Raw genomic sequence first — 14,275 nt, 5'->3', positions numbered from 1 at the left:
GCCAACCTACTTATCTATCAACTAAGAATTAGGTGAGAATCTGCGTTAGTGCTGATTGCAAATTCGGATATTGATACTCAAAACCCGACTCTAAAGTGCGTTTGGGTAAAACCTTTTGTCCTTCCAAAACTACCTTTGCCCCGTCTCCTAATATAGCTTCTATGGCAAATCCCGGCACAGGCAACCAAGAGGGACGATTCATGACGTTACCCATAGTTGTACTTAAATCATTCATGCGAACTGGTTGAGGGGCAGTGGCATTATACACTCCCTCCATTGTTGGTTTAGTTAAAGCTTGGATAATTAAACCGACGATATCATCTAAATGAATCCAGGAAAACCACTGTTGACCACTGCCAATGGGTCCACCAGCAAAGAGTTTAAAGGGGGTAATCATTTTCCCCAAAGCACCACCATTACCCAAAACAATCCCAAAGCGTAAAATTACTAACCGCACATTGGTATCTTTTACCTTGGTAGCTTCCTGTTCCCATTCTTGACAGACTTGAGCGAGAAAGTCGTTACCAGAGGCACTATCTTCATTAAAACTGGCAGTTTCACTGGTTCCGTAGTAACCAATAGCCGAAGTATTGACTAGGACAATGGGGCGAGGATTAGCTTTAGCTATAGCTTCGACAATTTTTTGTGTTCCTAGTTTGCGAGTGTTGAGAATTTCCTGCTTGCGTTCTGGTGTCCAACGTCCCTCAGCAATGGGTTCTCCTGCTAAATTAACTACGCCGTCACAACCAGCCATAGCATCTTGCCAAGTGCCGGATACACTAGGAGTATAGGCGATAATTTCTAAATTAGGAAATGCTGGGGAGGGAAAAACCTTTTGAGCAAAGGTAGGGTTGCGAGTTAATACCAAAATTCTATGACCTTCCGTGTGTAGTCTTTCTACCAACCGACTACCTACAAATCCTGTTGCACCACTAATTGCTATTTTCATTGATATTTCGTGTTGTTTATTATCTACTGAGGAATGAGAATTAAATCAAGATTCTATTATTGCGGAGGTTATGAGTGGGAATTTTTTGCCCATTGATTATTAAACCATTAGAACTGGGTTTTCCTTTGGCATCACCATCTACAATTCGATAATAATATCGTTGACTATTGGGGCGTGGTAATCTTACTAATGTGGCATGATAACGAGAAACAAACTGGGAGAATAGACGGATATTACAATCTCGATCTCTACCAATAGAATAAACGGGGTCTTCCAAAAAAAATTTTTTGCGTCCTTGGTGATCTTCAATAATCAGTAGATGGTTTTCATTGTTTGCTGCTTCTGTTGCCATGATAGGTATACTAAACACGGGTGAGATTTAAACTTTTACTCTTTTCTCTCCTTATTACGATACAAGGGGTTTAGCACTGCTCATAGGTGTCAACTTAGGGAACACCAAAAAATAAATTACCCAATTTTGTGGGATGGGCATACTTCGACCCTTCGACAGGCTCAGGGCATCGCAAGCTCAGCACAAGTCCTGCCCGTCCTTGATGATTAGCAGGCAAGATGGCTGCGCCACAATAAATTTTTGGGTATTTTTTTAATTGGAAGTCCCTTAAGAGACTTCCAAGAAATAAATTATCCTAAGAAACGAACCACAGAGGCACAGAGTACACAGAGAGAGAATTTCTGCATCAGTTTTGGGACATTTTTTTATTTGGAAGTCTCTAACGTAAAACCTCTATCCCGCAAAGAACTCAAGTCATCTCATTCCCAGTCAGAGACTGGGAATGAATTCTAGAAGGCTCTGCCTTCAATAATATTAGAGGCAGAGCCTCATCAACTGCATTCCTAGTCAGAGACTAGGAACTAGATGTGGTAGGGATTTGAGCTTAAGTTGACACCTATGAAGCTCTTGCTTTACCCCTGCGTTTAGAATCAAACAATCGAGCCGTTTTAAGTATAGGATAATTACCTAAACTTTGATCAGTCATTCTCAATTGCCAAAGGTTCTACACTGTGTTGGTGTTGACCGGGAATTTTAGATTTTAGATTAAAAGAATTTGGTACAAGACCCGTCCTTGAGGACAGAAAAATCCTCAATCCCAAATCGAGTGACTTTTAACTTTCACTTTGCGCTGCTAGGGAACAAACCTCCTTAATAAAATTGAGTTGGTAACAACACTGACGGAGCTAAAAGCCATTAATGCTGCTGCACTGGCAGGTCCTAGAACGAAACCATAGACAGGTAGTAATACTCCAGCAGCGAGGGGAATACCTATTGTATTATAGGCAAAAGCCCAAAATAAATTCTGACGGATAGTATTAAAAGTGGCTCGACTTAGCTGAATCGCCTTGACAACATCGGTCAGGGAATTTCTCATTAAGATAATTTCAGCCGTTTCCATAGCGACATCGGTTCCAGAATGTAGGGCGATACCGACATCTGCCTGTGATAAGGCTGGCGCGTCATTGATGCCATCTCCTACCATAGCAACAAATGTGTTGATCTTCCCACATTGAAGAGATTGAATGGTGGCGGCTTTTTGGGCTGGGGGGATACCTGCCATGATGTCGGTGTTGGCGATTCCTAGTTGTTTAGCGATCGCCTTGGCTGCTTCTAATCTATCACCACTAAGGAGCATCACGCGCAAACCCATTTGTCGGAGTTTATCTACTGCGGTTTTCGCATCTGGTCTGAGGGTATCACTAACGGCAATTAATCCGCTTAAAGTCCCATCTACAGCTACACCAATTACGGTTTTTCCTTCTGTGGCTAGTCTTTGTCTCTGTTTTTCTGCTGTTTCATTAATATTGATTTGGTGGTAATTAAACCATTCCCAGTTACCTAAAAGAACTTTTTTTCCCTCGACGACAGCGGATACGCCCATACCTGGTTCGGTATGGAAGTCTACAGCATGGGGGATGATTAACTCTCTGGCTTTGGCTTCTTGCTGAATGGCTGTAGCTAGGGGGTGATAAGTACCACTTTCTACGGCTGCGGCTAGTTGAATGAGAGATGATGGTAAAGTTGATTCGGCAATAACTAGACAATCAGTGACAGTGGGTTTACCTGTGGTGAGAGTTCCGGTTTTATCAAAAACTACCGTGTCTAGTTTGTGGACTTTTTCTAAAACGTCGCCACCTTTGATTAATAGTCCCCGTTCTGCACCCATTCCTGTTCCTACTAAAATCGCTGTCGGGGTAGCTAATCCTAAAGCACAGGGACAAGCAACTACCATCACAGCGATCGCTAATTTTAAACTAATTAATAGGGAAGAATATTGAGTGTGCGGTAATAAATGTTGGGGATTATGTCCCATATTGTGAGCCATTGCCATCGCCCCGGACATGGTAACATCTGGCCAGAGGTGAGTTCCCAGCAAATACCAAAATACGAAGGTTAAACCAGCCGCTGTTAAGACACCATAAGTAAAATATCCAGCCACCGTATCAGCTAATTTTTGGACTGGGGCTTTGCGAGTTTGGGCGGCTTCTACTAAAGCCACAATTTGGGCTAAAATTGTATCATCACCAGTGCGGGTAGCTTGAATAGCGATCGCTCCTGATTGATTTAAAGTTCCCCCAGTCACAGTATCTCCCGGTTGCTTCATCACAGGTACTACTTCCCCTGTCAGCATGGATTCATCTATGGTAGTTTGTCCAAAACGCACCTCACCATCTACCGGAATTTTATCCCCTGGTAACACCTGCAACCATTCACCCACACGCACCTGTTCCGCCGGAATTTCCATAATATTTGCCCCAGCAATCAATTTTTCCGGTTCTGGGTTAATAATTAACCGGGCTGTTTGGGGGGCTAAAGCTAACAATTGGCGAAACGCTTTAGCCGCACGTCCTCTAGCCTGTTTTTCCAAAGTCCTCCCCAAAAGAATAAAACCCAGCATCATCACAGGTTCATCAAAAAAGCATTCCCAACCCATTTGGGGAAACAATAACGCTACCAAACTTGCAGTATAGGCTGTTAACGTTCCCAAACCAATGAGAGTATTCATATTCGGCGCACCCCGTCGCCAACCTAGCCAACCTTCCACTAAAATTGGTCTACCAGGAATAATAATAGCGATCGTCGCCAATCCACAATGAAACCAGATATCATTTAAAAAGGGAAAAATAACAGATCCAATATTACCAAAATGACCAATTCCCGATAGTAGCAGTAATAGACCAGCAATTCCTAACTGTCTAACTGTCCCCTGCATTTCCTGGCGTTGTCTTGCTTCCACAGCGGATTGCAGATTATCACCAGCACTTTTACCCGTCCGTAATTGGCTAGGAAATCCTGTAGCCGTTAATCCTTGAACTAACGCCTCTACATCTACAGTACCAACTTCTGCCTCTACGACTGCAACTTCCGTTGCGAGATTAACACAAACGCTTTTAACCCCTGAATGCTGAATAAGCTGTTTTTCTACTGCATTCACGCATCCAGCACACTTCATCCCCCCAACATCTAAAATAATTTTCTCTGAGTTAAGTATTTTTGTGGGGGGGACAGATTCTCTAAGTATTTCATATTTTGGGATCAGTTGCATGGCTAGTTTTGAGGTTCGCTTTTGTTAGTTTAACGCTTAATAACCAGCGTCTCTACTTTGAGGTTAAGGGAAATCTGCCACTTTCACCAAGTGAACAATATTAAGTTTCCGTTTAAAACCCCAACTCCCCAAAATCATCTAAGTAGGTTGGCGTTGAAAATTGTCGTTATGGCAAGGCAAGAGGCAAGAGGCAAGAGTGAAGAGGGTTTAGGCGATTTTACATTTCTTTACACAGTTTGGTTTTATTGTGTTCACCTACTTAAATCCGGCGTTGCTGATAGCCTGCGTGGCGTAGCCATATTGAGGTATGAAATTCCCAAATTGAACCTTTAAAAATCTTACCTTTGCGTCTACTCTATACGAGATCACGAAGCGTGATTGCGTCTTTGCATGAGACTAAATCATCTAAATCACAAAAATCATAGTTTAATTTTAGCTGTGTAAATTACAGCAGTTAATTGTACTGGTAACATCAAAATTAGGCTTTTACAGAAATAATTAATTTCCCAGTCTGATACTATACTAAAATATCCCGTACTCATTATTAGCAAGACTAACAAGTGCATCTGTTTATATTTGAGCAACTGCATATTAAGTAGGTGAACACAATAAAACCAAACTGTGTAAAGAAACGTAAAATCGCCCAAACCCTTTTCACTTTTCCCTCTTGCCTTTTGCCTTGCCATAACGACAATTTTCAACGCCAACCTACTTAATTTGACATGACAAACTTTCTAAAACCAAGCTTGCTTATTCACAAAATAGGTATTAACAAATTCTTCATGAGATTTATTTAAGTAAATCATAGCTTCAATCAAACCAACAAGCTGCATAACTATTAATGTAAATCCATAGGTAAAAGAACCACCGATTATAGAAACTGCTAACATAATAAAACCTTCTAAAGTATAACCAAGAATGAATTTATGTAGCCCAAATCCACCAAAAATAATTCCAGCATAACCAGCTAACAGTTGTTTCATAGTGTGAGATGGGTTAATATTAGTCATATTGAGATATACTCCTTGGTAATTAGTAATTGGTAATTAGTGATTAGTCATATTTATTTACTGGTAATCCTATAAGTAGGTTGGCGTTGAAAATTGTCGTTATGGCAAGGCAAAAGGCAAGAGTGAAGAGGGTTTAGGCGATTTTACATTTCTTTACACAGTTTGGTTTTATTGTGTTCACCTACTTATATGATTTAAATAATGATAAGATACTCATGAAAAGCTATCATCAAAATACTAAATTTTTCGATCAGACATAGCAAATTTGCAGAGAAATATTGTGCTTAATATTCACCAAATTTCAGGTAATAATTAACCTCAAAATCAGTAAATATCCAACATATCCAACACTATGGATTTTTCTACATATCTATTATTGTGAAATCCGGAAGATTTTTTTGAGAAGTAAGTAGGCAGGCAAATAAATTTTCCTATCCACAATCTATTTTTTTGGCTAAAGGTAATTTTTTACTCCTTTTTTATGAATCAATTTCCGTAATAACAGATTGTGACAGTTAAGGCTGTGGAATGTGGGTTACAGCGGTTGATAAATGATAATAAATCATATATTAAACAGCCTACATCCAAAAATAGCGGCAAGGCTTACCTGAGAAACGCTAACCTAAGCGGTGCTGAACTAAGTAATACTATATTGACCGACGCTAACTTCAATCTTGCCAGAGTTACAAATGCTGACTTTAGAACATCGCGGGGCAATTGTTAAGGATAAGATAAGTAGGTTGGCGTTGAAAATTGTCGTTATGGCAAGGCAAAAGGCAAGAGGCAAGAGGCAAGAGTGAAGAGGGTTTGGGCGATTTTACGTTTCTTTACACAGTTTGGTTTTATTGTGTTCACCTACTTAGCTTAAAACCGCCTCAGAATAAATTCTGAGTCTAATAGCAAAAGTCGTCTCAAGACGACTAGAATAATCACGCCTTAATTTAAATAAACAATCCTGGAGAAACATTAAAAAATTCTCCTAATGCTTTTGCTTGAGCCTTACTAATTGCTCTTTTCCTATTCACAACCTCAGAAACCACACCTTTAGAACCAATAACTCCTACCAAATCAGATTGTTTAATTCCCCTAGCATTCATTAAATGTTCTAACATGGCATGGGGAGATGATGGTTCAATAGGGTAGTGTTTATTTTTATTTGAAAATGCAAATCTTACTTGATCAATATGTTCTCATTTAGAGAACGGTTTATCAATAGAAGTTAGGAATTAACGAAAAAGCCACTTAAAGTATAAGTGACTTTTCATAATTTGAAATTAAATTCCCATCACTTTCATTGAAAACAGAGAATTATTCATTAATAGAATGGGGAATACCCAAAACTGCACAAGGGAAATTTTTACCGAGTGTTGTAATCATGGGATGATTACTAGATTGGCAGCCTAAAAAGAGAATATCTGCACTTTCTAATTGCACAACCTTCTTTAGTTCTTTAGCAATGTTGCCAAATCGCAAATGAGATTTAAACGAACCTTGCCATTCTTCGGCTAGAGTTTTGGCTTGCCAAATAATTCTGTCTGCTTCCTTAATAGAAGTCCTAGATTCTCTTTCCAATTGCGGTAAAATTGCTGTTCCTTTGGGTTGATTTAATCGCAACGTGGCTGGCTTTGATGTATTGCTGAATTGGGATTCTAATTGAGCTTTATTATTGGCAACATTGAATATATCAACAGACTGGCAATTGAAGTTTTCTTCTACTACATAAACGGCTTGAACTGTAATTTGAGAGTTAGTAGCTAAACTCGTTTGGTGAGCAATCCAACAAGCGATATCTAGGGCTGTGTGACTTTCAGGTGAACCATTATATCCCACGATAAAATTGGCTGATTTTGCCTGAGAAACTCTTTTAGAAAATGATTTTTGAGTTTCTGGTAGTAATACCATTTGTTCAATTAGGTCATCACGACCGATAGCACTTTGTAATCGTGCTAACATTGGCTTAATTTTCACAGTTTTAACTTCTCTCCCTTGAAACGATTAATCAATGAGAAGCGGGGGATGACAATTTTAAATTTCAGATTTATCTCAAATCCAAAATCTAAAATTTATTTAAGGAAGCCCCAATCATAACTGAATATTACAGCCAAGATTTTGGAAGTTCCTTCCATTGCCGACGGAGTTAGCTGACGGGCTAAGACTGGAAGGTGTCTCTCGTAAGATTAGCCCCAAATACTTGGTTCCTCCGTTTCAAATTCAGCTTTGATGAATTTGAATTAGGCTACCCACTAAAAATATATTAATACTATTACACTAGGTTTAAATAAAGTCAAGGTTAAGAATATTGAGGATATGGTTGTAGTCAGGAGCTTAATTACTAATTTTTCCTATTTTTACTAATATTTAATGATTTAAACTATTTTAATATTGCCAGAATTAAAAAAGTTGGAATTTAGCTATAATTCGTGATTTAATTATGTTTAAGGGCTATTTTTCAAGATTTAAAAAAAATGAATTAAGTAGGTGAACACAATAAAACCAAACTGTGTAAAGAAACGTAAAATCGCCCAAACCCTCTTCACTCTTGCCTCTTGCCTCTTGCCTTTTGCCTTGCCATAACGACAATTTTCAACGCCAACCTACTTAATTGAAACAGGAGATTCTTAACAGCCTTGTAGTAGATCAAGCAGGTAATAGGTAATAGAGAACAAGTAAGAATTTTACCAATTACCCATTACCCATTACCTATTATTAAGCAGTTACCTTTTCACTTTCTAAACGAGCCAATCTTTCGGCCAATAGTTTTTCCAAAGAAATCAAAGCCTTGGTAAAACCATCAATACCTTCTGCAAGTTTATCAGAAGCCATGCGATCGCCATTGTGCATTTGATCAAAAGTAGCTTTATCAACAGAGATTTTGGCAATTGATAACCCTGCTGCCTTGGCAGGATCAAGTTTGCGGGGTAATTCAGCAACAGTGTTTTGCAATTCTGTCAACAACCCTGGAGAAATAGTCAGCAAATCGCAACCAGCCAATTCTGTAATTTCACCAATATTGCGGAAACTAGCGCCCATTACCTCGGTTTTATAACCAAACTTTTTATAGTAGTTATAAATGCTAGTTACAGATAATACACCTGGATCTTCCGCTGCGGGATAGCTATCCCGACCAGTATCTTTCTTGTACCAGTCAAGAATCCGACCAACGAAAGGAGAAATTAAAGTGATACCAGCTTCCGCACAGGCGATCGCTTGGTGCAGACCAAATAGTAAAGTTAAGTTACAGTGAATACCTTCTTTTTCCAAAATTTCCCCAGCTTTGATACCTTCCCAAGTGGAGGCAATTTTAATCAAAACCCGCTCTTTAGAAATACCAGCGGCTTTATACTGAGCGATTAAATCCCGGGCTTTAGCTACAGTAGCATCAGTATCATAAGATAATCGAGCATCTACTTCTGTAGACACCCGACCGGGAATAATTTGCAAAATCTTTAATCCAAAAGATACCGCTAAACGGTCAAAAGCCAGGGATACCACCTGTGCTTGACTAGCGGCAGTGCCAGCATCTTTTTTAGCTTTGAGTAAAGTTTGATCAACAATATCCTGATATTCCGCCATTTGTGCCGCAGCAGTAATCAGTGAAGGATTGGTAGTAGCATCTTGAGGTTTAAACTGTTCAATTGATTGGATATCTCCCGTATCCGCTACCACAACGGTTACTGCCCGTAGTGCTTCTAGTAAGTTCTTAGGCATAACATACTCCAATGTCAGTGGTCAGTAGTCAGTGGTCAGTAGTCAGTGGTTAGGGGTCAGTGGTTAGGGGTTAGGGAACAAGAATTTTCCCAATTACCAATCACCTACCCATTACCAACTACCCATTTTAAATGCGTCATGCCGTAATTGGCTGTCCAATAGAATGCACTTTAATTAAACTTGTTGTTCCAGATTGACCAATTGGGACACCAGAGGTAATCACCACCTTGTCTCCTTCCTGAACTAAACCACTATCTACAACGGTGTTTACCACATTCACAAACATTTCTTCGGCGGTGTGAACAGGTTGAATCAGTAGGGGTTCTACACCCCAAGATAAAGCTAATTGACGGTAAGCTGTACAGTCAGAAGTCAGCGCAATAATTGGTGTGCTGGGACGATATTTAGAAACGAGTTTGGCTGTACTTCCTGATGTAGTATTACAGAGAATCGCCTTCGCACCAATTTCATAGGCAATGCGACAAACCGATTGAGATACTGATTCTGTGACAGAGAGACTACCAGCTTCGGGAATCCAAGAATGTCTATTTCCCTCTTGCAGTGCTGTTTCTGTTTGTAAGGCGATATTGTGCATGATTTGGACAGCCGCAATCGGATAGTCACCCATTGCCGTTTCTCCAGACAACATAACTGCATCTGTGCCATCGAAAATCGAGTTAGCAACGTCCGTGGCTTCAGCGCGGGTTGGGTCAGGGGCGCTAATCATGGACTCTAACATTTGAGTAGCTGTAATCACGGGTTTACCAGCTTGATTACAACGACGAGCAATGTCTTTTTGAATTAAGGGGACGTTATATATTGGTACTTCGACCCCTAAATCCCCACGAGCAATCATAATACCGTCAGCGGCTGCAATGATAGCATCTAGCTGTTCCACAGCTTCTGCCCGTTCAATTTTAGCAATCAGGCGAATCTTTGAGCCAGCACCTTCAATCATGCGGCGTGCAGGTTCGAGGTCTTGGGGCGATCGCACAAAGGAAACCGCCACCCAGTCTACACCTAATTGTATCCCAAATCGCAAATCCATTAAATCCTTTTCCGTAATCGAACTTACGGGTAAAGGAGTAGCGGGTAAATTCACACCTTTATGAGAAGAAATCAAACCGCCAATATTCACCTGAGCGCGAATTCTATCAGCGTCACGACTGGTAACAGTTAATTTCACCCGACCATCATTAATTAAAATGGGTTCACCACATCGCATCATAGCGAATAGGGTGGGTAGAGGTAAGGGTAACTCGTCAATACTTTCACCCTTCTCCTGTAAAAGAAAAGTCACCTCCTTACCAGCCTCTAACATTAACCCTTCCGGTGGTAATTTCCCTAACCGAATCTTTGGCCCACATAAATCCTGCATAATTGCAATTGGCTTGTGTAAATCCTTGCTAATCTGCCGCAGATGATGAAAAACTTGGGCGTGAGCCTCATAAGCGCCATGAGAAAAATTCAACCGCGCCATATTCATTCCCGCCCTTACCAAAGCTTCTAACTTCTCAGGTGAAGATGTAGCCGGTCCTATAGTACAAACAATTTTAGTGCGACGCATAAGTATGTAAGGAGTAACGTTAAGGTAGCACACTCCGTTAAGCCCTGGAAGAGGCAGGGGAGCAGAGAGCAGGGGGAGAAGAATATTAATCTTGCTCTTACCTCTTGCGGTTCTCACTGTCACCTGTCACCTGTCACCTGTCACCTGTCACCTGTCACCTGTCACCTAAATCAATCCTTCTTTTTTGGCCATTGACAACATCAAATCAACGACGCGGTTAGAGTAACCCCATTCGTTGTCATACCAGGAGACAATTTTGAAGAAATTAGCATTCAGTTCAATTCCTGCACCCGCGTCGAAGATGCTGGAGTGGGAATCACCTTGAAAATCTGTAGATACTACTTCTTCATCGGTGTAACCTAACACACCTGATAAATTACCTTCCGCAGCTTTTTTCATGGCTGCACAGATTTCTTTGTAAGAAGTGGCTTTGGTGGTTTTGAAAGTCAAGTCAACCACCGAGACATCAGGAGTGGGAACTCTCAAAGCCATACCAGTTAACTTACCTTTCAATTCTGGTAATACCAAAGCCACCGCTTTAGCCGCCCCTGTAGCGGAGGGAATTATATTTTGACCCGCACCTCGTCCACCGCGCCAATCTTTGCGACTGGGACCATCTACCGTGGGCTGAGTGGCTGTTGTGGCGTGAACTGTGGTCATTAACCCTTCGGCTAAACCGAAGTTATCATTAATGACTTTAGCAATGGGGGCTAAACAATTTGTAGTACAACTTGCATTGGAAACAATCAAATCTTTAGCGGGGTCAAATAGGTGATGATTTACACCCATGACCATTGTTTTTACCTTTTCCGGTTCTTTTGTCGGTGCAGAAATTACAACCCGCTTTGCACCTGCTTTGAGGTGATTTTCCGCCCCAGCGTAATCTGTGAACAGTCCTGTAGATTCAACAACATAATCTACTCCCAATTTACCCCAAGGTAGTTCTGCGGGATTTCGCATAGATACACAAGGAATAAAATGACCATCAATAACTATACCGTCTTCTCTAGCTTCAACTTTGCTTTTCAATCTCCCGTGTGTGGAGTCGTACTTGAGAAGATAAGCCAGGTTATCGGGGGGAACTAAATCATTAATTCCCACAAATTCAATATTGGGATTAGTAAGACCGGCACGTAACACAAGTCTACCAATTCGACCGAATCCATTAATACCAATTTTCAACTTCGTCAAAATTAAACCTCCTGTGTTGGGAATTTCAGCAAAGGTTAACTGGCCCGGTTAATTCTAGTCTGACTTAGCTGATTCTTACAGTCACAAAAGGCATAAAGTTAATTTAACTGGCATATTTTAAGGTTTAGTCATTGTTCATTGATTACTTGTGATCATTGGCTACTCAGTTTAAATATTTATGTATTTGTATCAATATCTCACCTTTTACCTAATTTCCAATCTTCACCACCGGGTAACTGTATTAACAGTTCAGCAATAGTTTTTGGTAACTCTTTCACAGAATGTAAATGAGTCAATTCCAAAAATTTCCTAGCGATAGAAATTACCTCGTTTCTATTGACCATTTCTGCTAATTGAAATTCATTATAAGTCCCGTTCAATACTTCTAAACTAGCATCAGCTATGGCTAATTCAATTTCATCTTCTAACCAACTATTCCATTCATCTTGGTTGATATAATAGGATTTTTTATTTTCTTTGAGATTAATATCTTGAATTTCTATCAATGAATTGCGAATAGAAGCAACCCAAGAATTTGTTAATCTTTTCTCGATTTGATTTTTAATCAGATGAATTAACAACACTTTCAAAAAAGATTTAATTTGTCGTAATATGGCTTTTTTACTCATCCCCTCTAATTCATCAATAATAGCCAAAGCGTCGCTGTAACGTTGTTCTAAAATACTATTTCTGAGGTCTATTAATTCTTGAGTCATATTAATTACCTTTTCCCTAATTTCCAATCTTCACCACCGGGTAACTGAATTAGCATTTCAGCAATAGTTTTTGGTAACTCCTTTACAGAATATAAATGAGTCAATTCCAAAAATTTTCTAGCGATAGAGATTACCTCATTTCTATTGACAATTTCCGCTAATTGAAATTCATTATAAATCCCGTTCAATACTTCTAAACTAGCATCAGCTATTGCTAGTTCAATTTCATCTTCTAACCAACTACCCCATTCACTTTGATTGATATAATAGGATTTTTTATTTTCTTTGAGATTTATTTTTTTAATTTCTATCAATGAATTACGAATAGAAGCAACCCAAGAGTTAGTTAATCGGGTTTCTATTTGGTTTTTAACTAAATGAATTAACAAAATTCTCAAAAATGCTTGAATATTCCGTAAAATCGCCTGTTTACTCATCCCCTCTAATTCATCAACAATAGCCAAAGCGTCGGTATAACGTTGTTCTAAAATACTATTTCTGAGGTCTATTAATTCCTGTGTCATATTGATTACCTTTTCCCTAACTTCCAATCTTCACCACCAGTTAAATTACCTAAGTAATCATCAATGATATCTGGTAATTCTCTAATTTTATAATTATAGGTAAAGTTAATTAATTCAGTTGCAGTTAATATTAATTGTGGTTTGTTTAACATTTGGGAAATTTGTTGTCTTTGCAATTTTCCATTCATTATTTCTAAACTTGCAGGACGAATTGCCAACTCTATAGAATCCTCTAATATTTCCACCCATTCATCAATATTAAGATAGTAAGATTTTTTATTTTCTTTCAAATTCAATTTCTTAATTTCTAGAATTGAACTTTCAATTGATGTAGCCCAAGAATTAGTTAACCGCTGTTCCACTTGATTTTTAATCAAATGAATCATCAATCTCAATAAAAATGATTCAATATTCCGTAAAATTGCTTGTTTACTCATCCCCTCTAATTCATCAACAATAGCCAAAGCGTCGGTGTAACGTTGTTCTAAAATACTATTTTTGAGGTCTATTAATTCCTGTGTCATATTGATTACCTTTTTCCCAATTTCCAATCTTCACCACCGGGTAAATTACCTAAATAACCATCAATAATATCTGGTAATTCTCTAATTTGATAATCATAGGTAAAGTTAATTAACTCAGTTGCAGTTAATATTAATTGTGGTTTGTTTAACATTTGGGAAAGTTGCTGACGCTTAAATTTTCCATTCATTACTTCTAAACTAGCGTCAGCTATTGCTAATTCAATTTCATCTTCTAACCAACTATTCCATTCATCTTGATTGATATAATAGGATTTTTTATTTTCTTTGAGATTTATTTTTTTAATTTCTACCAATGAATTGCGAATAGAAGCAACCCAAGAATTAGTTAATCGGTTTTCTATTTGGTTTTTGATTAAATGAATTAACAAAATTCTCAAAAATGCTTGAATATTTCGTAAAATAGCTTGTTTACTCATCCCCTCTAATTCATCAACAATAGCTAAAGCATCGGTATAACGTTGTTCTACAATACTATTTCTGAGGTCTATTAATTCCTGTGTCATAT

The 14,275-nt window shown here is 38.9% G+C and carries 12 protein-coding genes, 2 pseudogenes and 1 riboswitch; of the genes and pseudogenes, 1 reads left to right on the top strand and 13 read right to left on the bottom strand.

The annotated features are described in order from the left end of the window. Positions 1–28: 28 nt before the first annotated feature. From thyD to AA650_RS15775, 4 genes and pseudogenes are all read right to left on the bottom strand, one after another. Positions 29–949, bottom strand: coding sequence for a thylakoid membrane protein ThyD (gene thyD, locus AA650_RS15800; protein ID WP_053539725.1), 921 nt, complete (start codon positions 947–949; stop codon positions 29–31). A 58-nt stretch (positions 950–1,007) separates the two neighbouring features. Beyond that, positions 1,008–1,301 (bottom strand): annotated as a pseudogene (locus tag AA650_RS15795) (FHA domain-containing protein); the annotation flags it as partial. 793 nt (positions 1,302–2,094) lie between these two features. Beyond that, positions 2,095–4,509 carry a heavy metal translocating P-type ATPase gene (locus AA650_RS15790; protein ID WP_053539724.1) on the bottom strand — a complete coding sequence of 805 codons (2,415 nt, stop codon included), beginning with the start codon at positions 4,507–4,509 and terminating at the stop codon, positions 2,095–2,097. A 734-nt stretch (positions 4,510–5,243) separates the two neighbouring features. Next, positions 5,244–5,519, bottom strand: coding sequence for a TM2 domain-containing protein (locus AA650_RS15775; RefSeq protein ID WP_053539721.1), 276 nt, complete (start codon positions 5,517–5,519; stop codon positions 5,244–5,246). A gap of 508 nt (positions 5,520–6,027) precedes the next feature. Between AA650_RS15775 and AA650_RS26730 the strand changes: the two genes are divergently transcribed. After that, positions 6,028–6,243 (top strand): pentapeptide repeat-containing protein, encoded by a 216-nt coding sequence (locus AA650_RS26730; protein WP_071992841.1) that lies wholly within the window; start codon positions 6,028–6,030, stop codon positions 6,241–6,243. 217 nt (positions 6,244–6,460) lie between these two features. Here the strand turns inward: AA650_RS26730 and AA650_RS15770 are convergent. The 9 genes and pseudogenes from AA650_RS15770 to AA650_RS15730 all read right to left on the bottom strand — a co-directional run. Then, positions 6,461–6,661: pseudogene (locus AA650_RS15770) on the bottom strand (helix-turn-helix domain-containing protein); the annotation flags it as partial. A gap of 166 nt (positions 6,662–6,827) precedes the next feature. Next, complete coding sequence (locus AA650_RS15765) at positions 6,828–7,472, bottom strand: universal stress protein (RefSeq protein WP_027400587.1); 645 nt, start codon at positions 7,470–7,472, stop codon at positions 6,828–6,830. 158 nt (positions 7,473–7,630) lie between these two features. Further along, positions 7,631–7,746: riboswitch (cyclic di-AMP (ydaO/yuaA leader) on the bottom strand. A gap of 479 nt (positions 7,747–8,225) precedes the next feature. Further along, complete coding sequence (locus AA650_RS15760; RefSeq protein WP_053539720.1) at positions 8,226–9,227, bottom strand: transaldolase; 1,002 nt, start codon at positions 9,225–9,227, stop codon at positions 8,226–8,228. 136 nt (positions 9,228–9,363) lie between these two features. After that, positions 9,364–10,794 (bottom strand): pyruvate kinase, encoded by a 1,431-nt coding sequence (pyk, locus tag AA650_RS15755; protein WP_053539719.1) that lies wholly within the window; start codon positions 10,792–10,794, stop codon positions 9,364–9,366. A gap of 165 nt (positions 10,795–10,959) precedes the next feature. After that, the gene (gap, locus tag AA650_RS15750) at positions 10,960–11,985 is read right to left on the bottom strand and encodes a type I glyceraldehyde-3-phosphate dehydrogenase (protein WP_053539718.1); all 1,026 of its coding nucleotides are present in this window, start codon (positions 11,983–11,985) and stop codon (positions 10,960–10,962) included. Between the two features lie 197 nt (positions 11,986–12,182). Beyond that, entirely contained in the window at positions 12,183–12,701 is a 519-nt protein-coding gene (locus tag AA650_RS15745) for a DUF29 family protein (protein WP_053539717.1), read from the bottom strand. A gap of 5 nt (positions 12,702–12,706) precedes the next feature. Continuing rightward, positions 12,707–13,225: a DUF29 family protein gene (locus AA650_RS15740; protein ID WP_039199433.1), complete on the bottom strand. Its 519-nt coding sequence runs from the start codon at positions 13,223–13,225 to the stop codon at positions 12,707–12,709. Positions 13,226–13,230: 5 nt separating this feature from the next. Continuing rightward, on the bottom strand, positions 13,231–13,749 hold the full coding sequence (locus tag AA650_RS15735) for a DUF29 family protein (RefSeq protein WP_053539716.1): 519 nt from the start codon (positions 13,747–13,749) through the stop codon (positions 13,231–13,233). Positions 13,750–13,754: 5 nt separating this feature from the next. Next, the gene (locus AA650_RS15730) at positions 13,755–14,273 is read right to left on the bottom strand and encodes a DUF29 family protein (RefSeq protein WP_053539715.1); all 519 of its coding nucleotides are present in this window, start codon (positions 14,271–14,273) and stop codon (positions 13,755–13,757) included. Positions 14,274–14,275: the final 2 nt, after the last annotated feature.

This window comes from Anabaena sp. WA102, assembly GCF_001277295.1.
Lineage (GTDB): Bacteria > Cyanobacteriota > Cyanobacteriia > Cyanobacteriales > Nostocaceae > Dolichospermum > Dolichospermum heterosporum.
Note: the sequence above shows the minus strand (reverse complement) of the source record. Positions and strands in the feature narration are given on the sequence as shown.

Excerpts from the sequence above, each read along its gene's own strand:
- thyD (WP_053539725.1), bottom strand. The coding sequence starts at position 949 with ATGAAAATAGCAATTAGTGGTGCAACAGGATTTGTAGGTAGTCGGTTG.
- AA650_RS15790 (WP_053539724.1), bottom strand. The coding sequence starts at position 4,509 with ATGCAACTGATCCCAAAATATGAAATACTTAGAGAATCTGTCCCCCCC.
- AA650_RS15775 (WP_053539721.1), bottom strand. The coding sequence starts at position 5,519 with ATGACTAATATTAACCCATCTCACACTATGAAACAACTGTTAGCTGGT.
- AA650_RS15765 (WP_027400587.1), bottom strand. The coding sequence starts at position 7,472 with ATGTTAGCACGATTACAAAGTGCTATCGGTCGTGATGACCTAATTGAA.
- AA650_RS15760 (WP_053539720.1), bottom strand. The coding sequence starts at position 9,227 with ATGCCTAAGAACTTACTAGAAGCACTACGGGCAGTAACCGTTGTGGTA.
- pyk (WP_053539719.1), bottom strand. The coding sequence starts at position 10,794 with ATGCGTCGCACTAAAATTGTTTGTACTATAGGACCGGCTACATCTTCA.
- AA650_RS15745 (WP_053539717.1), bottom strand. The coding sequence starts at position 12,701 with ATGACTCAAGAATTAATAGACCTCAGAAATAGTATTTTAGAACAACGT.
- AA650_RS15740 (WP_039199433.1), bottom strand. The coding sequence starts at position 13,225 with ATGACACAGGAATTAATAGACCTCAGAAATAGTATTTTAGAACAACGT.
- AA650_RS15735 (WP_053539716.1), bottom strand. The coding sequence starts at position 13,749 with ATGACACAGGAATTAATAGACCTCAAAAATAGTATTTTAGAACAACGT.
- AA650_RS15730 (WP_053539715.1), bottom strand. The coding sequence starts at position 14,273 with ATGACACAGGAATTAATAGACCTCAGAAATAGTATTGTAGAACAACGT.